Source organism: Anaeromyxobacter oryzae (assembly GCF_023169945.1).
GTDB classification, from domain to species: domain Bacteria; phylum Myxococcota; class Myxococcia; order Myxococcales; family Anaeromyxobacteraceae; genus Anaeromyxobacter; species Anaeromyxobacter oryzae.
The window spans coordinates 1,001,759-1,020,307 of sequence record NZ_AP025591.1 but is presented as its reverse complement, the minus strand read 5'-3'; the positions used below and the strand labels follow the sequence as shown (position 1 = coordinate 1,020,307).

At 71.8% G+C, this 18,549-nt stretch carries 14 protein-coding genes; 7 read left to right on the top strand and 7 right to left on the bottom strand.

Going from position 1 to position 18,549, the window contains the following annotated elements; all coding sequences use genetic code 11:
- Positions 1 to 387 carry a response regulator gene (locus AMOR_RS04380; protein WP_248358806.1) on the top strand — a complete coding sequence of 129 codons (387 nt, stop codon included), beginning with the start codon at positions 1 to 3 and terminating at the stop codon, positions 385 to 387.
- A 196-nt stretch (positions 388 to 583) separates the two neighbouring features.
- Here the strand turns inward: AMOR_RS04380 and AMOR_RS04375 are convergent, their stop codons facing one another.
- Positions 584 to 5,797, bottom strand: a complete 5,214-nt coding sequence (locus AMOR_RS04375; protein ID WP_248358804.1) for a MopE-related protein — start codon at positions 5,795 to 5,797, stop codon at positions 584 to 586.
- 138 nt (positions 5,798 to 5,935) lie between these two features.
- On the opposite strand from AMOR_RS04375, the gene mrtX reads away from it, so the two are divergent.
- Both mrtX and AMOR_RS04365 read left to right on the top strand, forming a co-directional pair.
- Positions 5,936 to 6,721 (top strand): myxosortase MrtX, encoded by a 786-nt coding sequence (gene mrtX / locus AMOR_RS04370; protein WP_248358802.1) that lies wholly within the window; start codon positions 5,936 to 5,938, stop codon positions 6,719 to 6,721.
- Between the two features lie 67 nt (positions 6,722 to 6,788).
- On the top strand, positions 6,789 to 7,838 hold the full coding sequence (locus AMOR_RS04365; protein WP_248358800.1) for a deoxyguanosinetriphosphate triphosphohydrolase: 1,050 nt from the start codon (positions 6,789 to 6,791) through the stop codon (positions 7,836 to 7,838).
- Positions 7,839 to 7,872: 34 nt separating this feature from the next.
- On the opposite strand, the gene AMOR_RS04360 is transcribed toward AMOR_RS04365, so the two are convergent.
- Entirely contained in the window at positions 7,873 to 8,718 is an 846-nt protein-coding gene (locus tag AMOR_RS04360; RefSeq protein WP_248358798.1) for a class II glutamine amidotransferase, read from the bottom strand.
- 203 nt (positions 8,719 to 8,921) lie between these two features.
- On the opposite strand from AMOR_RS04360, the gene dnaK reads away from it, so the two are divergent.
- The 3 genes from dnaK to AMOR_RS04345 are packed head-to-tail and all read left to right on the top strand — an operon-like array spanning position 8,922 to position 11,860.
- Positions 8,922 to 10,532 carry a molecular chaperone DnaK gene (gene dnaK / locus AMOR_RS04355; RefSeq protein WP_248358796.1) on the top strand — a complete coding sequence of 537 codons (1,611 nt, stop codon included), beginning with the start codon at positions 8,922 to 8,924 and terminating at the stop codon, positions 10,530 to 10,532.
- Between the two features lie 36 nt (positions 10,533 to 10,568).
- Positions 10,569 to 11,132: a J domain-containing protein gene (locus AMOR_RS04350; protein WP_248358794.1), complete on the top strand. Its 564-nt coding sequence runs from the start codon at positions 10,569 to 10,571 to the stop codon at positions 11,130 to 11,132.
- Positions 11,133 to 11,137: 5 nt separating this feature from the next.
- On the top strand, positions 11,138 to 11,860 hold the full coding sequence (locus tag AMOR_RS04345) for a CvpA family protein (protein ID WP_248358791.1): 723 nt from the start codon (positions 11,138 to 11,140) through the stop codon (positions 11,858 to 11,860).
- Positions 11,861 to 11,865: 5 nt separating this feature from the next.
- Here AMOR_RS04345 and clpX read toward each other — a convergent pair whose 3' ends face one another.
- From clpX to AMOR_RS04325, 4 genes are all read right to left on the bottom strand, one after another.
- Positions 11,866 to 12,960 (bottom strand): ATP-dependent Clp protease ATP-binding subunit ClpX, encoded by a 1,095-nt coding sequence (gene clpX / locus AMOR_RS04340; RefSeq protein WP_248358788.1) that lies wholly within the window; start codon positions 12,958 to 12,960, stop codon positions 11,866 to 11,868.
- A 22-nt stretch (positions 12,961 to 12,982) separates the two neighbouring features.
- The gene (locus AMOR_RS04335) at positions 12,983 to 14,008 is read right to left on the bottom strand and encodes an agmatinase family protein (protein WP_248358785.1); all 1,026 of its coding nucleotides are present in this window, start codon (positions 14,006 to 14,008) and stop codon (positions 12,983 to 12,985) included.
- A 15-nt stretch (positions 14,009 to 14,023) separates the two neighbouring features.
- On the bottom strand, positions 14,024 to 15,196 hold the full coding sequence (locus AMOR_RS04330; protein WP_248358782.1) for a homospermidine biosynthesis protein: 1,173 nt from the start codon (positions 15,194 to 15,196) through the stop codon (positions 14,024 to 14,026).
- A gap of 131 nt (positions 15,197 to 15,327) precedes the next feature.
- On the bottom strand, positions 15,328 to 15,810 hold the full coding sequence (locus AMOR_RS04325) for an RrF2 family transcriptional regulator (protein WP_248358778.1): 483 nt from the start codon (positions 15,808 to 15,810) through the stop codon (positions 15,328 to 15,330).
- Between the two features lie 95 nt (positions 15,811 to 15,905).
- On the opposite strand from AMOR_RS04325, the gene AMOR_RS04320 reads away from it, so the two are divergent.
- Complete coding sequence (locus tag AMOR_RS04320; protein WP_248362463.1) at positions 15,906 to 16,754, top strand: PHP domain-containing protein; 849 nt, start codon at positions 15,906 to 15,908, stop codon at positions 16,752 to 16,754.
- Between the two features lie 226 nt (positions 16,755 to 16,980).
- On the opposite strand, the gene AMOR_RS04315 is transcribed toward AMOR_RS04320, so the two are convergent.
- A complete protein-coding gene (locus tag AMOR_RS04315) occupies positions 16,981 to 18,543 on the bottom strand; it encodes an NADH-quinone oxidoreductase subunit N (RefSeq protein WP_248358775.1) in 1,563 nt (520 codons plus the stop codon).
- Positions 18,544 to 18,549 lie beyond the last annotated feature (6 nt).

The window sequence follows — 18,549 nt, the reverse complement described above, 5'->3', positions numbered from 1 at the left end:
ATGTCGAACCGGAAGACCGTGCTCGTCGTCGACGACTCCCAGGCGATCATCGACGCCCTCACGTCCGCGTTCGAGGACGCCGGGTACGAGGTCGTCACGGCCGGGGATGGCGAGGAGGTCTTCCGCAAGATGGCGTCGGCCGATCCCGACGCGCTCCTCCTCGACATCTACATGCCCAAGCTGAACGGCGCGGACGTCTGCCGCCTGCTCAAGGCGCACCCGCACTGGAAGAAGACCTACCTCGTGCTGATGTCGTCGCGGATCAGCGACCGCGAGCTCGACATGTATCACCGGCTCGGGGCGGACGAGATCCTGAAGAAGCCGTTCGATCCGACGAACGCGGTGGCCCTGGTGGGCAAGGCCGTCGGGGCGCCGCCGGCGGCGTAGGAGCCATCTCGCCTCTGCGATCGAGCCCCCTCACCCCGGCCCTCTCCCCCGGTGGGGGAGAGGGAGTACGAACGAAGGAAGCGAGATCGAAGCCCTCACCGGCCGTCTCCCCCGGTGGGGGAGAGGGAGCACGAACGAGCCTCACCCTGCCCCTTGCACGTCGGGGAGAGGGGAGGTCCCGACGGCGCGCCCCGCTCTACGGGCAGGCGTTTCCGATCTTGAGGCTCCGATCGGAGTTCGATTGCTGCGGCCCCGGCGGGTTCCACACCGCGACGCCGTAGATCGTGTAGCCCGCGGACGGATCGACGACCGCGTCGCGCGTGTCGAGCAGGACCTGGATCTCGGTCGCGCTCTTCACCGTGACGACCGCGGACGCGGGAAGCGCGACGAAGCTCCCGCCGAGCGCCGTCGACGTGATCATGACCTGGGACACCGGCGCGCCGCTCGCGTCGGCGGCGAAGTTGGTCCCCGTGATCGTGACCGTCGCCGGCGAGTCGCTCTGGACGAGGCAGGCCGGCGACACCGCGGTGATCGTCGGCGGGCCGGGCGTGACGCTGAACGAGACGGCGTTGGACGCGGCGGCGCCGGGGTTCACGACCGAGAGCGCGTAGGTGCCGGTCTCGAAGCCGCGGAGGTCGAGGGGGACGACCACGGTCGTCGGGAGCGAGGGCGCCGCGGGAGCGAACGAGGTCGGGACGAGCGTGCGCGCCGGGCCGGCCGCGCCGGGCCCCTGGAAGACGACGCGGATCGAGGCGCGGGGCTCGCGGAGGTTCGAGGCGGTCAGGGTGGTCGAGACGACGTCGCCCTGCTTGCCGCCCGCCGGCGTCGCCGAGCGGAGGACCGCGACGTTCGAGAGGACGCGGAACTGGAAGCTCGAGGACGTGACGCCCCCCGGGAAGACGACCTGCGCCGAGTAGAGCCCGTCCGGCGTTCCGGAGAGCGACAGGGTGCCCTTCACCTCGGTCGCGGTGGGCGTCCCGGAGAGGGACGCGGCGAGCGCGGCGCCCACCGGCGGCAGGACCGAGATCCCGGTCGCCGAGGCGAGGCCGCTGCCGGTGAACGTGAGCGTCGCGGTGTCGCCCTGGTACAGCGGCGAGGGCGCGACGCTCAGGTTGTCCGCCTTGGGCGCGGTCGCGGCGACCACGAACGGCGCGGTGTTCGACGTGACGGACGCGTTCCGGACCGCCACGCTGGACGAGCAGGTGCTCGCGCAGGCGGGGAGGGTGAGCTGCTGGACGAGCAGGTGTCCGGGATCGAGGTACGTCGTCGGCTGCGCGGTGCCGTCGAAGAGGACCGCGCTCGTGAGGTCGAACCCGGTGCCCACGACGGACAGCGCGACGACCGCGCCGGGCTGGCCGGTCGACGGGTTCACGGCGTCGAGGTGCGGCGTGGCGCTCTGGATCGCGAGCGCGAAGTGGTTGGAGGCGAGCGTGCCCTCGTTCACGACCCAGAGCTCGTACGCGCCCGGCGCGAGCCCGGCGGTGTCGAACGTGCACGTGAGGGCGGTGCCCGAGGCCGGCGTGGTCGGGAGCGCCTGCTCGGCGAGGCGGGCCCCCTTCACGCGGCACTGGCTCGCCGGCATGAAGCCGCTCCCGGTCACCGCGAGCGACTGCGCGGCGCCGGCGGAGATCGTCGCCGGGGTGACCGCGTTCACGATGGGCGTCGGCGTGATCACGTCGAACTGCGCCGCGTTCGAGATCACGTGATCCGGGTTCACGACCCGGAGGTCGAGCGACGTCGTGGGCGAGTCGGACAGGTCGAGGACGGCCGTGAGGTGGCCCGCGTCCTGGACCTGCGCCGCGACTGTGCTCGTCCCGCGGGGCGAGACGAGGCGGAGCGTGGCGCCGTCGGCGAACCGCTCGCCGGTGAGCGCGACCGGCGCGGTGCTCCCCTTCGCCGCGGCGGCGGGCGTCACGGCCTTGATGAACGGTGCCACCGCCGTGGCCGGGCCGCAGGTCGCGTCGACGCAGATCTGCCCGGCGCCGCAGGCCGTCTCGCAGCGGCCGCAGTGGACGGGATCCGACAGCACGTCGACGCACCGCTGCTCGCCACACGTCTCGGCGCACTTCGTGGGATCGAACGGATCGGACGCCTTCTGGCACCCCGCGCCGATCAGGGCCGTCGCGAGGAGCAGCACGGCCAGGACGCCCGTGGCGCGGCCGCCGCCCGCCGGGCGCCGGCGCCGCCGCGCGAGCGGCGCGGCGAGGAGGAGCAGCAGCGCCGAGAGTGGGCTCCCCGCGCCCGAGCCGCAGCCACAGCCCGAGGACGACGGCTCGTCCGGCTTCGGCGACGCGGTGAGCGTGCCCGCCGCGTAGCACTGGCCGCGGAGGCACTGGCCGGCGGGGCACGTGATCGCGGCGCAGGGGTCGTCGACGCAGCTGCCGCCGTCGCAGACCTGGCCCTGGCCGCAGGCGATGCCGAGGCATGGATCGGCCTGGCACGTCCCGTCGACGCAGGTCTGCTCGGGCGGGCAGCTCTTCCCCGTGCAGAGGTCCGGGACGCAGAACCCGTCGCCGCCGCAGCGCTGGCCCGCGGCGCAGGTCACGAACGTGCACGCCTGGACGCAGTCGCCCGCCCGGCAGAACGTGCCGCTCGGGCACGTGAGGGCGGCGCAGGGGTCGGCCTCGCACGCGCCGTTGCGGCAGACGAGGCCGGGGTCACAGCCTGTGAAGTAGCAGCCGCCGCCGGAGCACGCGCCGCTCGCGCAGGTGGAGCCCGCGCCGCACTTCACCGACGCGCAGGGATCGACGCACGCGCCGAACTCGCAGATCTGGCCGTCGGCGCACGTCGCGCCGTTGCACGTCGAGCGGACGCACGCGCCGCCCTGGCACGCGTAGCCATCGGGGCAGGGCGACTCGACGCCGCACGTCCGCGGTATGCAGACGCCGTGCACGCAGGTGAAGCCGGCCATGCAGAGCGTGTCCGGGTTCTCGTCCACCTGGCCGTCGCAGTTGTTGTCCTTGCCGTCGCAGATCTCCGGCGCGGGCAGGATCATCTGCTCGCAGGCGCCGAGGATGCCGTCCGCACAGCTCCGGACGCCGTTCGCGCAGAGCCCCTGCGGCGCGGAGTGGTCCGCGTTCACGTAGCAGACGCGGGCCGGATCGGCCGGGGCGGGGCAGGTGTTGCAGACCACCGGGTCGTCGACGATCCCGTTGCAGTCGTCGTCGACCCCGTTCCCGCAGATCTCCTTCTGCGGGAGCACCTCGCCCTGGCAGGCGCTCCACTGGCCGACGGCGACGCAGGTCTGCGTCCCCTTCCGGCAGCTCCCCACGCCGGCCGTCGCCGGCGGACCGTCGTAGCAAGACTGCGGTTTCGACGTCTCGGGCACGCAGCCGCAGGTCTCCGCGACGGCGCCGTTGCAGTTCATGTCGACCTGGTTCCCGGCGCCGTCCGCCTGGCAGAGCTCCGCCTGCGGGAGGATCTCGCAGCTCGCGTACGCCGGGTTGCTGCGGTCCGTCCACGCGTCCGGGCCGCAGACCTGGCAGGCCCCCCAGGTGCCGGCGCTGCAGGACTGGAGGCCCGCCTTGCAGATGCCGAGCGGCACGCCGGTCGCGGGATCGACGGTATCGGTCGGCCCGGTGTAGCAGGCCTGGGAGAGGCCCTTGGTCGTGTCGACGGGATCCTCGTCCACCTTCCCGTTGCAGTTGTCGTCGAGGCCGTTGCAGACCTCGTCCGACGGGAGAAGCTGGCCCGTGCACGCGCTCATGGCGTAGCTGCCGTCGGCGCGCCGGCTGCACGAGCGGACGCCGTCCCGGCAGAGGCCGACGTTCCGCGTCGCGACGGGGCCGTCGTAGCAGCCCTCGTCGAGGCCGTCGTCCACCAGTCCGTTGCAGTCGTTGTCGAGGCCGTCGCAGATCTCGGCGGAGCCCGCCGTGACCTGCTTGCAGATCGCCTGCCCCTGCGCGTCGCAGGCCATGACGCCCTGCGCGCAGACGCCGAGCTTGCCGGTGTTGCAGGCGACGCCGCTCGCGACGCAGCTCGCGCCGAGGTTGAAGAGGGTATTGAGGACGAGGCGGCTTCCGCCCACCTCGAACGCGCCGTCGCTCCCCGAGTAGCTGTGGCCGCCCAGGTACACCACCGTCCCGTGGGCCGCCGTGCCCGGCACGAGGGTGAAGATGTCGTAGGTATTGTCGGTCGAGTCGGAGATGAGCCGCGTGGTCTCGGCCTTGTACGCGGAGGCCTTGAAGTTCTGGATCGCGCCGTCGCGCGGGATGAACGGGTAGTCGCCGAGCTGCATGAGCGGCGAGGCGAAGTTGCCCCAGAGGTACGCGGAGCTCGTCGTCTTGTTGATCCAGAAGCCGGTCGGCGCCTGGGTCTCGAAGTGCGTGTTGGCCGCGCCTGACTGGTAGGTGCTGCCGTACGTGCTCGTCGTGGACGTGCTGCTGAACACGCCCTCGAAGCTGCCGAGCCCGGCGCACTCGGCGAAGACGTCCTTGCCCGCCACCGAGAAGGCGCCGATCGTCTGGAGAGCCTGGGCGATCGTCGCGGCGGAGTACTTGTTCGCGCAGGTGCACGAGGCGCCCGGCGGGCAGTCGCTGCAGGAGCTCGGCGCCGCCCAGTGCGGAACCCAGAGCACCTGGTAGCCGTTCTTGTAGAGGTTCGTCGTCTTCCAGTCGCCGCTCGCGTCCGGCAGGAAGTCGGACATGAAGAGCCGGTCGTAGATCTGGCCGTGCGTCCCGGTGGCCGTGCCCGCGGCGCCCGGGGTGTCGAGGCCCGCGCGCTGGAGATAGCCCTGGATCACGATCTCCGAGTTCTTCGCGCCCGCGCCCGAGCTGCCGATGTCGAGCAGCGCGAGCTTCGGCGGAACCGTCCCGCCGGCGCTCCAGCCGCCCGCCATGGTCTTCGCCACGTTCCCCTGGAACGCGACGTTCGAGACGTGGACGCGCACCGCGCCGAACGTGGCCTTGTACTGCTGGAGCACCTGCGACGCGCGCGCCGCGTCGGTGCCGTCCACGACGAAGGGGCCGCCGAGGTAGCGTACGACGTGCTGCGCGGTCGGCGCGGTGCCGCTCCCGCCGCTCGCCCAGTCGTAGCGGAGGACCGGGAACCCGCCGTCGTACTGGATGGCGAGGTCGGTACCGGTCACGGCCGTCTTCGTCGGGTTGATGACCCAGTACACCGCGATGTTGTTGCGGATGAGCTGGTAGACGAGGCCGTACGCCTTGATCACGTCCCCGGGATCCGGCGCCTGCGGGCACGCGAACGGCGTGTAACCGCTCTTCACGCCGTCCGTCATGTACTGGTAGCAGACGTCCATCGGGATGATGAGCGAGCCGCGGGAGAAGGTCTTCAGGCCCGGCTGGCTGCCGTCGCAGGTGGGCGCGAGCAGCGGCAAGGCGCCGAGCGCCACCAGGAGCGGGAACAGGCGTGCGACGAGCCGGCGACGGACGGTCGGGCGTGCTGGGTTCATGGGTGGCCTCGCTCGGAGCGTAGCACGTACACCAGCGGTGCACCCAGCCGCTTGCCTGCTTCGGTCGCGAGGTCGGAGCGCGTCGCACATCCGGCGACGTGTCGTTGACGGGAGCGCCGCCGCATGCGAAGCGGGGACGTGCCCGAACCTCGCCCCGACGCAGCGGCGCCGCCCGCGCCCGCGCCGCCCGATCCACCGCGCGTGCTGGCGTCGACCTGGGCGAAGGCGGTCCTCGGCCTCACGGCCGCGAAGCTGCTGTCGCTCGTCGATCCCACGGGCCTACTCGGCGGGAACCTCGCCGGCGTCGCCGCGTTCCTCTTCATCGCGCTGCCCGACGCGCGGCTGCGGGCGCGCGGGGAGGGGTGGGACCACTACGGCCTGCCCTGGCACGGCGCCGCGGACCCCCGGACCTGGCGCGCGTGGGGCCGGGGCGCGGCCCGCGGGCTCCTGTTCTGCGCGCTGATCTTCCCGCTGTTCGGCGCCGCGTTCTGGGCGTACGCCGAGATCCTGCCGCACCTCCCGCGCGGCCTCTCGAGCGCGCTCGCGCCGTACGCGGGCACGCCGCGATTCGCGCCGCGCCTGCCGGACCGCCTCGCCGTCCTCGTCGTCGTGCAGGTGCTCGTGGTGGCGCTGCCGGAGGAGCTCTTCTACCGGGGGTGGATGCAGACCTCGTGGGCGCGAGGCGCGCCCGCCTCCGGCGTCTCCGTCCTCGGCGCCTGGCTCGGGGCGGGCTTCCTGTGGACGCAGGTGCTGTTCGCGGCCGGGCACCTGGTCGTGCTGCAGCCCTGGCGGCTCGCGACCTTCTTCCCGGGCCTCCTCTTCGGCTGGCTCCGCGAGCGGACCGGCAGCGTCGCCGCCCCCGTCGTGGTGCACGCGCTCTCGAACCTCTTCATCGCCACGCTCGAGGCGAGCTTCTACGGGTGACAGCCGGGCGCCGTGGCGCTACGAAGGGAGCGCGCGCGAAGGCGGCGCGCCGACGGCGGGAGCGGCGATGCGCGGATCCATCCGGGAGATGCTGGAGGCGCTCGAGGACGAGACCCTGCACCCCCGCGCCGCGCGGTCGTCGCGGAGCCGCGGGCGGGAGCGCCCGGAGGAGCCCGACGTCGAGCGCCCGGTGTTCCAGCGCGACCGCGACCGGCTCATCCACTGCAAGGCGTTCCGGCGGCTCGCCGGGAAGACGCAGGTCTTCCTCGCGCCTCGCGGCGACCACTATCGCACCCGGCTCACCCACACGCTGGAGGTCGCACAGGTCGCGCGCTCCATCGCGCGGGCGCTCCGGCTGAACGAGATGCTGGTCGAGGCGATCGTGATGGGTCACGACCTCGGCCACACGCCGTTCGGGCACGCAGGCGAGCGGGTCCTGAACGAGGTGGTGCCGGGCGGCTTCCACCACGTCGTGCAGTCCGTCCGCGTGGTCGAGGTGCTGGAGAACGACGGCCGCGGCCTGAACCTCACCGCGGAGGTGCGCGACGGGATCCTCCGCCACTCGAAGGGCAGGGGGAACGTCCTACTCAGGGGCTCGGGTGAGAAGGCGCTCACCCTCGAGGCCGAGATCGTCCGCATCGCGGACATCGTGGCGTACGTGAACCACGACCTCGACGACGCCCTCCGCGCCGGGCTCTTCGGCGCGGACGACGTGCCCGCCGGGATCCGGAGGGTGCTCGGCGACAGCCGGTCCGCGTGGTTCCGCACCCTCGTCCACGACGTGATCCACGGCTCGGACCTCGACGGCGGCGGCCACATCGAGATGACGCCGGACGTCCACGCGGCGCTGCTCGCGCTCCGCGACTTCCTGTACGCGCGCGTCTACGAGAACCCGGTCGTGCACGACGAGTTCGTGAAGGCGCAGCGGATCCTGCGCGACCTCTGGGTCTGGTGCCTCGAGGACCCGGCGCGGCTCGCCGCACGGTACGGCGTCGTGCGCCGGGACGGAGAGCCCGTCGAGCGCGCCGTCACCGACTGGCTCTCCGGCATGACGGACCGGTTCGCGCTCGCCACGTGGCAGGAGCTGTTCTTCCCGCGCCCGTGGGGGCTGGTCTAGCTTCGGCGGCGGCGCCTCGCCGCCGGGGCGCCCGCTACGACACGTTCAGCGACGAGACGGAGACCTGGAGCGTCCGGCTCACCGAGACGACGCTGCCGTCCGGCACCTCGATGAACCCGTTCGGCGCCGCGAGCCGCGAGGCGAAGCAGACCGCCTTCACCCGGCGGTGCGGGCGGACGCGCGGATCGCTCTCGGGCGTGTCCACGGTGATCTCGTCCAGCGCGCACGGAACGATGCCCTCGAGCAGCGCGTAGAAGAGCGGGCCGCCGCGGCGCGTCGCCACGAGGACGCGGCCGTTCGTCGCGACGAAGTTGAGGCGAGACGGCTTCTGCGCGCCGACCTCGCGGCACAGCGCCTCGATCTGCTTCACGGTCCGCCCGAGCGCGCGCCCCGCGGTCTGCGCGTCGAGCTCGAGGTCGTCGACGGCGTTCTCGTCCTTCAGGAGCTTCACGAACGCCATGAACGCCACCTCGGAGTCGGTGTCGCCCATGATCGAGCGGCGGAGGTGGTCCGGGAGCGTGGCGACGAGCCGCGGCCGGACGCGGTCGAAGCCCTCGATGGTCCCGTCGTGGGCGAACACCCACTTCCGGTAGCGGAACGGGTGCGTGTTCTCGTCCTTCGTCTTCCCGATCGTCGCGCGCCGCGCGTGCGCGACCAGCGCCTCGGACTCGATCCGTCCGACGAGCTCCGGCAAGGACAGCAGGTGCGACGCCCCGCTGGGCCGTTTCCCGAGCAGCACGTTCCCGGCCTGGTAGTAAGCGAAGCCGTACGCATCCGGCGCGACGTCCCCGTCCTGCAGCGAGACATGGGACTTGAGCCGGTCGACCTGACAGCGCATCAGGTTGGGATCGCTCTGGAGGATGGCGACGAGCGCGCCCATGGAGTTCCTTTCCGCGGTGGCGTGGCGGGGGCGGAAGCGTCTCTCGCCACCCAAACAGTAATAACGGCCCGCTCCGACGCGGACATCCTTCCCCCTCCGAGCGTCCGGCCGGCGTCCGGCCTGCGAAACGGTGGTTTGACAGGGTCCCGACGCCGCCGCTAGGATGCGCTAACCCGGCGAAACCGCTGGGATCGCACCCTCCCATGAGCGACGACATCGCCGTCGGAATCGACCTCGGTACGAGCTACAGCTGCGTGGCGTCCGTTCAGGGGGCGGGGACCGCCCCTGCCGTGCTCCCGAACGAATGGGGGGAGCGGACGCACGCCTCGGTGGTGTCCTTCCTGGAGGACGGGACCGTCCTGGTCGGGAACGACGCCAAGAAGAACATCATCACGAACGCCGAGAACACCGTCTACTCGGCGAAGCGCCTCATCGGCCGGTTCTTCTTCTCCGACGAGGTGAAGAAGGCGCAGGCGGTGATGCCGTACCGGATCGTCGAGGGGCCGAACAACTCGGTCCGCATCGGCGTGAAGGACCGGATCTTCGCGATCCCGGAGATCTCGGCGCTGGTCCTGAAGGAGATGAAGGCGATCGCCGAGACGGCGCTCGGCCGCGAGGTCACGAAGGCGGTCGTCACCTGCCCCGCCTACTTCAACGACAACCAGCGGCAGGCCACGAAGGACGCCGGGAAGATCGCCGGCCTCGAGGTGCTCCGCATCATCAACGAGCCCACCGCGGCCGCGCTGGCCTACGGGTTCGGGAAGGACATCAACCAGAAGATCTGCGTGTACGACCTCGGCGGCGGCACGTTCGACGTCTCGATCCTCGAGATCGGCAAGGACGTCTTCGAGGTGCTCTCCACCGCCGGTGACACGTACCTCGGCGGCGACGACTTCGACGACCGGATCATGGCGTGGCTCGCCGACGACTTCCTCGCGAAGCACGGGCTCGATCTCCGCCAGAACAAGTTCTGCCTCCAGATGCTCAAGGAGGCCGGCGAGCGCGCCAAGATCGAGGTCGGCCGCGACGGCGCGGCCGAGATCCTGGTCACGGGGATCTGCCAGTCGCCGGAGGGCGAGGTGCTCGACCTCGTCCACAAGCTCACGCAGGACCAGTTCAACCGGATGGTGATGGACCTCGTGCAGCGGACGTTCAAGGTCTGCGACGAGGCGCTCCAGTCCGCGCGGCTCACCGCCTCGGACGTCGACGCGGTGATCCTCGTCGGCGGGCCGACCCGCCTGCCGATCATCCGGAACAGCGTCCGCCACTACTTCCAGAAGGAGCCGATGACCGGCGTCGATCCGGACGAGGTCGTCGCGCTCGGCGCCGCGATCCAGGCGAGCGCGCTCCTCTCGACGAGCGCCGCCGAGCTCGGCCAGGCGAGCTACCTCCTCGACGTGACGCCGCTCTCGCTGCGGGTCGGCACGGTGGGCGGCTTCACCGAGCGGATCATCGAGAAGAACACGCCCATCCCCATCGAGAAGTCGAAGACGTTCACCACGAGCCGCGACGGCCAGGACCGGGTGCGCATCCGCGTCTACCAGGGGGAGTCGAACCGCGCCGACGGGTGCGAGCTGCTCGGCGAGTTCGAGTTCACCGGCTTCCGTATCGGCTACCGCGGCGAGGTGCAGATCCAGGTGACCTTCGAGATCGACTCGAACGGCATCGTGAACGTCTCCGCGACCGACCTCGAGACCGGCCAGAAGACCTCGACCACCATCAGCCTGTCGTCCGGCCTCTCCGAGGGTGACCTCCAGAAGGCGATCGACGACAACGCCGAGATGGAGCTGGCGCGCGGATCGCGGGCCGCGTAGGCGGCCGCGAAGACCGCACGCTCCGGGAGGCAGAGCTTGGACGCCCAGTTCCTCATCGAGGTGGAGGCGCTCGCCGCGGCCCTCGACCAGCTCGACTACTACGGGGTCCTCAAGATCCCGCAGAGCGCCACGCCCGCCGACATCAAGGCCGCGTACTACCGCGAGTCGCGCGCGTTCCACCCCGACCGCTACGCGGCCGTGCCGAGCGCCGAGATCCGGGAGCTCGTCGGCCGCGTCTACCGGCGGGTGAACGAGGCGTACACGGTGCTCCGCGACGACCGGAAGCGGGTCCGGTACCTGCAGGACATCACCGGGCCGGACCGCGCTCGGAAGCTCCGCTTCACCGAGGCCGAGGAGGCGCAGGTGAAGGAGGAGCAGAAGAAGAAGATCGAGGAGCAGTTCGGGCAGACGCCGAACGGGCGGAAGTTCTACGCGGCGGCGCTCACCGAGATCCAGGCCGGCCGGTGGGAGGCCGCGGAGCGGTCCCTGAAGAGCGCGCTCATGTACGAGCCCGCCAACCCGAAGTTCAAGGAGCAGCTCGCGTTGGTCACCGTCGAGGTCGAGAAGCGACGCCCGAAGGGCGACTACCGGATCAAGTAGGCCGCGTGCTCCTCGACCTCCTCGCGCTCGCGCTCCTCGCCGCCGTGGCGATCCTCGGCGCGACGAGCGGCGCGCTGCGCCAGCTCGTGCAGCTCGGCGCCGCCGTCCTCGGGTGGCTCGCGGCGCGCCACCTCGGGCCCCCGGTGGCCGCCGGCTTCGCCCGCTCGGTGCCGGCGTTCCTCGCGCGCGCGGGCGCCTCGGCCGTCCTCTTCCTCGGGGTCTTCGCCCTCGCGACGCTGCTCGGGGCGCTCGCGCTCCGCGCGACCGGCCTCGCACGCGTCGTGCGCGGGCCGGCCGACCGCGGCGCCGGCGCGCTGCTCGGCGGCGCGAAGGCGGCGCTGATGGTGTGGGTGCTGCTCTCGGCCGCGCTCCTCGCGGGCAGGGCGGTGCCCGGTCCGCCCCGGCTCCGCCGCGAGCTCGCCGCGAGCGACCTCGCGGCGCTCGCGCGGGATCACAACCTGCTGCTCCGGATCGATCCCGGCGCGGCCCGCGCGCTGGAGCGGGCGCTGCGCGCCGCGCGCGACGCCGAGCGCGCCGGTGAGCTCGGCCGGGATCCCGAGGCGCAGCGGCTGCTCGAGGATCCGCGCGTCCGGACGCTCGTCGACGGCGAGCGGGAGGCGGATCCCGGCGAGCTCGAGCGCGCCCTGGAGGATCCCGATGTCGCGCGGATCGTGGAGCGGATCCGCGCGCGCGCCGCGGCGCGGGATCGGGCGACCGCCATCCGCTGAGCGCGTCAGTCGCGGAGCGAAGCGGGATCGATCCGGTCGACGCGGCGCCGCACGTACGGTGCGTCCACCGTGACCCGCGTGCCGCGCCGCTCCGGCGCCTCGAAGAGCAGATCCGCGACGACCTCCTCCACGACGGCGCGGAGCCCGCGCGCGCCGGCGCCCCGCTCCGACGCGAACCGGACGATCTCCCGGAGCCCACCGTCGGAGAACGAGACGTCGACCCCGTCCGCCGCGAGCAGCTCCTTCACCTCGCGGACGACGGCGTCCGGAGGCCCCGTGAGGACCTCGAGCAGCTCCTCCGGACCGAGCTCGTCCAGCTGCACCGTGACGGGTAGCCGTCCCAGGAACTCGGCGAGCATGCCGTACTCGAGGAGCTCCTTCTGGCGGATCGGGCGCGCCCGCCGGCGCGCGTCGCGCGCGCCGAAGCCGACGCTGCGTCCCTCCGCGCCGTAGGCGTAGACGTCGGAGAACGTGCCGGCGCAGACGAAGAGGATGTCGGTCGTGTCCACCGGGATCGAGTCCTGCCGCGCCCAGTGCTGGGAGAGGCTCAGCGGGACGAGCACCTCGCGGCCCTCGAGCAGCTTCAGGAGCGCCTGCTGGACCCCCTCGCCGCCGATGTCCCGGATGCCGGCGCCGTTCTTCGGGCCGAGGCTCCGGCGGGCGATCTTGTCCACCTCGTCCACGAAGACGATGCCGCGCTGCGCCTCCTCGACCGAGTGGTTCGCCTTCACGAGCAGCTCGGCGATCATCACCTCCACGTCCTTGCCGTAGTAGCCGGCCTCGGTGAACTCGGTGGCGTCCGCCACGTGCAGGGGCACGTCGAGGATCTGGGCGAGGTGGCGGGCGAGGTGGGTCTTGCCGCAGCCCGTCGGACCGATGAGCAGCACGTTCGACTTGCGGACGAGCGGGGCCCCGCTCCGCCGTCCGCGCCGCATCGCGACCCGCTTCAGGTGGTTGTACGCCGCGACCGAGAGCGCGCGCTTCGCGCGCTCCTGCCCGACGACGAACCGCGAGAGCCGGTCGAAGATCTGCCGGGGGGTGAGGACCGGGACGCCTTCCTCGAGCCGCTGCTGGATGCTCTTCACACCCTGAACGGTCATGCCCGCGGGGTGTCCCGGCAACTCAGCGGCTCTTCCGCATCCACCCGATGAGCTTGTAGAGGAGCCGCGCGCCGACGTTGCCGTCCCATTCTCCGCCGTTCGGGTCAGGCGCGACCTCGACGAGGTCGAAGCCGACCAGCCGCCGCCCGCTCCGGACGATGGCGGCGACGAGGTAGGCGGCCTCCTGGAACGAGAGGCCGCCCGGCACCGGCGTGCCGGTGTGGGGGCAGAGGGTCGGGTCGAGCCCGTCGATGTCGAAGGACACGTAGACGTCGCGAGGGAGGGGCTCGACGATCTTCCGGACGCGCGCCGCCCAGCTCTCGCCCTCGAACCGCGCCCGCGCGAGGTCGGCGTCCGCGTGCTGGACGATGCGCCCGCGGGACGCGTCGGCGTACGCGTGCTCGTCCTCGGAGAGGTCCCGGAGCCCGACCTGCACGATCCGGGAGACCTCCGGGAGGCGCTCCGCGACGTTGTACAGGACCGACGCGTGGCTGTACGTGAAGCCCTCGAAGGCGACGCGGAGGTCCGCGTGGGCGTCGACGTGCAGCACGCCGAGGCCGGGCCAGCGCCGGGCGTGGGCCGCGATGGCGCCGAGCGCCGTCGAGTGGTCGCCGCCGACGAGCCCGACCTGCTTGCCGCCCGCGAGCAGCGCCGAGACCTGCTCCTCGACCCACGCGTTCACGCGCTCGCACGCTCGGTCGACGTCGCGCGCCGCCTGCGCGAGCTCGGGCCGGCCCGGGAGGACCCCGCCCGCCTCGATCACCACCGCCGCGGTGGCGCTGGCCTCGCGGTCGAGGAGCGCGATGTCCTCCGGGATCGGCAGCATGTGGATCCCGGCCTCGTACGGGCGCCCGGTCTCCACGTCGAAGAGGTCGATCTGCCGGCTCGCCTCGAGGATCGCCTCCGGCCCGCGTGCGGCGCCGCCCCCGTAGGACGTCGTCGCCTCGAACGGGACCGGGACGAGGACGACCGCCGCCTCGTCGGCGGAGTGGGGCAGCCCGAAGACGCCGGAGCCGGGCTGCGCAGCGGCGGAGGGATCGAAGGCCATGCCTGGAGTATGGCGCTAGCGGCGGGGAAGGGCGCGGCCGGGGCCGACCGTCTTCGCCTTGCCGGACTCCTTCATCTCCGGGAGGGCGTCCGAGCCCGGGTGTCTCTTCATGTGGGCCTTCCGGAGCGCCTCGTACATCTCCGGCAGCCGCTTGAACAGCCGCTTCGGCTTGCGCTTCTTCCGGGTCGAGAGGGCGTACGCGAAGACGAGCGGCGCGGCGATCGTCGTGTCCGAGTAGACGACCACGTGGTTCTTCAGCATCTCCGCCTGGACCTTGCCCCAGCTGATCGCCTCGGAGGGCGTCGCGCCCGAGAGGCCGCCCCACTGCGGCGAGTCCGTGGAGATCTGCAGCACGAACTCGTGGCCGCCGCGGTTCAGGTCGAGGATCTGCCAGAGCGTCGGCTGCGTCTGCAGGTAGAAGTTCTTCGGCGACCCGCCCCCCAGGATGACGACGCCGTTCACGTCGGCGTCGTAGACGATGGCGGTGGACTCGAGCACGTCGAGGTCCGGGTCGATCGTGGTCTGGCCGCCGCGGAGCTTCATCGCGGCGACGTTCATGCCGATCGACGAGTCGCCCGGGGAGGAGGTGAACACGGGGACGTCGTACTTCGCCGCCGTCGCGACCCAGCTCTTCTCGGGGAGCGGCGCGTTCTGGTTCACGAGGTGGCCGAGGTAGTGGTGCAGCCGCGGCGTGGAGATGTGGCCGCGGAGCGCCTCCGGCGCCTTCTCGAGCGCCTCGCGGACGAAGGCGTCCGTGTCGAGGAGCGAGTCCTCGGTGATGAAGATGTCGTAGATGCGCTCGATGCCGGCGCGGTACAGCTCCTTGTCGTCCACGTGGAAATGACCCTGGACGACCGGGAGCTTCAGGGCGAAGTGGAGGTCGTGGTACAGGTTCGCGCCCGTCGAGACGACCAGGTCGACGAAGCCCGCCTCGATCATCGCCTGGATCGCGCCGCCCATGCCTGCGGGCGCCATGGCGCCGGTGACGGTGAGGGCGATCGTGGCGCCGGAGTCGATCATGCGGCCGAAGAGGTCGCAGCCCTCCGCCAGGCGGCCGCCGTTGAACGCGCCGGCGCGGCGGTAGACGTCGACGAGCTCCTCGACGGTCATCCCGGGCCGGAGCCGCATCGGCTCGACGGGCGGGCGGGAGAGGTACTTCTTGCGGAGAACCTTGGGGGACTGGGCCATGGCGGGCGCGGACGTTAGTCGCCGCCGGGCGGACCGTCAAGGCGCGCGCGTGCGAGAGCCCGGGCGCGCGAACGCCGCCCGGAGGCGGCGTCGGGGGCTCCGCGATGCGCGCGGACGAGGGCGCGGGACGCCTAGATGGACGGCGGGCGGGCCGTCGCCTGGAGCTGCAGCTGCACGAGCCCGATCTGGCCGTCGTCGGCCGGCTTGAACGCGAGCTCGGAGAGCTTCGCCTGACGGTACACGTCGAGCATCCGCTCCTGACCCTGCCGCCAGACGGAGACCATGGTGCACGACGTGGAGTGGCCGCAGGCGTCCTCGCCGTCGAGGCACACGTTCAGCGCGACCGGACCCTCCACCGCCTCGATCACGTCGAGGAAGCTGATCTCGACGGGCGTCTTCGCGAGGGCGTAGCCACCGTGAGGGCCGCGGGTGGACTTCACCAGCCCCATGTCCACGAGCGTCTTCAGGATCTTCGCGAGGAAGTCCTCCGGCACGTCCATCTGCCGGGCGATCTCCCGGAAGGGGACCACCGAGTCCTGCGGGATGGAGGCGAGGTAAATCATGGCCCGCAGGCCGTAGTCGATCTTGCGGGAGATCCGGAGTACGTGCTGCATCGAGCCTTCCTCTCGTGCCACAGCCCCTCGAACCGGGCGCGCGACCTTGACGAGTCCACTTATTCTAGCACGTCCGAGGTGAGCATTTCATGGGCATGGCCGTGATGGGACCTGGGCCGATCGACGGGAAAATCGATCTCCACTCGCACAGCAGGGCGTCGGACGGTCAGTATCCCGCCGCCGAGGTCGCCGAGCGGGCGGCCGCGGCCGGCGTGGGCGTGTGGGCATTGTGCGACCACGACACGATCGCGGGCCTCGAGGCCGGCGGGGCGGCGGCGGCGCGCCTCGGCGTGCGGTTCGTGCCGGGGATCGAGCTGTCCGCCTTCCTGGATCGCCGCGAGATCCACCTGCTCGGCCACTTCGTGGACCCGGTTCACGACGCGCTGCGGCGGTTCGAGGACTTCCTCGCGGTGCGGCGCCGTGTCCGGATGCAGCAGATCGTGGAGAAGCTCGCCGGGCTCGGCATCCGGATCGCGCCCGCGGACATCGAGAAGTGGAGCGGCGGCAAGACCATCGGCCGGCCCCACGTCGCGCGCGCCATCGTCGAGACCGGAATCGTCGCGACGGTGAAGGACGCCTTCGACCAGTTCCTGGGGGAGGGGCGTCCCGCGTACGTCCCGCGCTACCGGCTCGAGGCGGAAGACGCAGTGCGCCTCGTCCGTTCGGCGGGGGGCACCGCGACCGTCGCGCACCCGGGCGTCTCGAAGCTGGAGCGGTACGACCTCGAGCGGCTCCGCGCCGCGGGGGTGGACGGCCTCGAGGTCCACCACGCCGACCACAACCCGTCGGTCCGGGAGAAGTACCTCCGGATCGCCGAGGCGCTCGACCTCGTGCCGACGGCGGGCTCCGACTACCACGGCGAGGCGGTCGCGCCGGACCGCCACCTCGGCGACGTGTCGATGGCACACGAGGAGCTGGAACGGCTCGAGCGGCGCAGGCCGTGAGCGGTCGCCGCGGTTGACGGCCCCCTCACCCTGGCCCTCTCCCCCGGTGGGCGAGAGGGGAGGATCTCCAGGGAGGAGCTCCAGCGGAGTGTGGGGAGGAGTTCCCGCGGAGTCTTCGGAGGAGCTCCAGCGGACTCCGCGTCTCCTCGCGGCCGTCGCCGGAAAACACAGCGGCCCGGCCGGAAGGATCCGACCGGGCCGCGAACGTCGGGGACGAGGCGAGTCGCTAGCCGCGGAACAGCTGCAGCGAAGCGGTCGTCCAGTCGATGATCAGCTGCGGCCGGACGCCGAAGAAGAGCACCGCGGCGGCGCACCCGCCGAGGACCACCTGCCAGGACAGCGGCGAGCGGAACGTCTTCGCGTCCGGCGCGTACGGTGCGTCGATGAACATCGCCCGGATCACGCGCACGTAGTAGTAGAGCGAGACCGCGGTGTTCAGGGCGCCGATGAGGAGCAGCCACCCGTACCACACGCCGTCCGGCCCGCTCGTCCGCTCCCAGACCGCGACGAACAGGTACCACTTGCCGATGAAGCCGGCGAACGGCGGGAGCCCCGTGAGCGAGAAGAGGAAGATCGCGAACGTGACCGCCGCGAACGGGTGCCGCTTCGCGAGGCCCTTGTAGTCGAGGATCGACTCGGACCCGGTGCCGTCGGCGACGAGGATCACGACGAGGAACGCGCCGAGGTTCATGACCAGGTAGATGGCCATGTAGATCATCACGCTCTGCGTGCCGCTGTTCGACACCGCCGCGAGGCCCATCAGCGTGTAGCCCGCGTGCGCGATGGACGAGTACGCGAGGAGCCGCTTCAGGTTCGTCTGGACGAGCGCGGTGAGGTTGCCGAGCGTCATCGTGATCGCCGCGACCACGCCGATGACCGCCGGCCACGGGATGTTGCCGATGGGGAGCGCGAGCCCGTTCGCGCCCGCCGGGGTCGAGAACGCGGAGAGGAAGAACCGGAGCGCGAGCGCGAAGCCGGCGGCCTTCGGGCCGACGGACAGGAACGCGGTGAACGGCGTCGGGGCGCCCTCGTACACGTCCGGGCACCACATGTGGAACGGGACCGCGGCGATCTTGTAGCCGAGGCCCGCCGCGACGAACGTCGCGCTCACCACGAGGGCGATCTTGCTCGCCACCACCTCGGCGGTGCCGGAGTAGCTGATGTGCTGGATCTGGGTCGCGATCCTGAAGAGGTTCGTCGTCCCGGTGAGGCCGTACAGGTAGCTCATGCCGAAGAGCATGACGCCCGACGCGACGCCGCCGTAGATGACGTACTTCAGCGAGCCCTCGGCGGCCTTCCGGTCGCCCTTCTTGAACCCGGCGAGGACGTAGCTGACCATCGAGACGAGCTCGATCGACAGGTACATCATCAGCAGGTCGGTGGCGCTCGCCATCATGAACATGCCGAGCACGATGGCGACGAGCAGCGCGTAGAACTCGCCGATGCGCGGGGAGGGGAAGTCCTTCCCCGGCGCGGTGATGATCACGACGAGGGCCGCGGCCCCGAGGAAGAGCCACTTGAAGAAGCTCGCGAACGCGTCGTTCGCGAGCATGCCGTTGAAGAGCGACTGCGCGTCGGGAGGCTGGGCGGCGAGGAACCCGGCCGTCGCGGCGAGCACCGCGAGCGCGCCCACGGTGAGGTACGCCACGCGGCGCGGGTTCTTCCGCCAGAAGAGGTCGATGACGAAGAGGATCATCGCCCCGGCGGTGAGCATCGCCTCCGGGCGGAACCAGGTCGCCGACCAGAGGTTCTGATCGACGAGCGGCTGGAGCTGCTGGACGGTGTTCATCCTGGC

What these genes read in the sequence shown, in the direction of transcription:
- AMOR_RS04335 (WP_248358785.1), bottom strand. Translation starts at nt 14,008, where the DNA reads ATGGCCTTCGATCCCTCCGCCGCTGCGCAGCCCGGCTCCGGCGTCTTC.
- AMOR_RS04325 (WP_248358778.1), bottom strand. Translation starts at nt 15,810, where the DNA reads ATGCAGCACGTACTCCGGATCTCCCGCAAGATCGACTACGGCCTGCGG.
- AMOR_RS04380 (WP_248358806.1), top strand. Translation starts at nt 1, where the DNA reads ATGTCGAACCGGAAGACCGTGCTCGTCGTCGACGACTCCCAGGCGATC.
- AMOR_RS04375 (WP_248358804.1), bottom strand. Translation starts at nt 5,797, where the DNA reads ATGAACCCAGCACGCCCGACCGTCCGTCGCCGGCTCGTCGCACGCCTG.
- AMOR_RS04320 (WP_248362463.1), top strand. Translation starts at nt 15,906, where the DNA reads ATGGCCGTGATGGGACCTGGGCCGATCGACGGGAAAATCGATCTCCAC.
- AMOR_RS04330 (WP_248358782.1), bottom strand. Translation starts at nt 15,196, where the DNA reads ATGGCCCAGTCCCCCAAGGTTCTCCGCAAGAAGTACCTCTCCCGCCCG.
- AMOR_RS04365 (WP_248358800.1), top strand. Translation starts at nt 6,789, where the DNA reads ATGCGCGGATCCATCCGGGAGATGCTGGAGGCGCTCGAGGACGAGACC.
- AMOR_RS04360 (WP_248358798.1), bottom strand. Translation starts at nt 8,718, where the DNA reads ATGGGCGCGCTCGTCGCCATCCTCCAGAGCGATCCCAACCTGATGCGC.
- clpX (WP_248358788.1), bottom strand. Translation starts at nt 12,960, where the DNA reads ATGACCGTTCAGGGTGTGAAGAGCATCCAGCAGCGGCTCGAGGAAGGC.
- AMOR_RS04315 (WP_248358775.1), bottom strand. Translation starts at nt 18,543, where the DNA reads ATGAACACCGTCCAGCAGCTCCAGCCGCTCGTCGATCAGAACCTCTGG.
- dnaK (WP_248358796.1), top strand. Translation starts at nt 8,922, where the DNA reads ATGAGCGACGACATCGCCGTCGGAATCGACCTCGGTACGAGCTACAGC.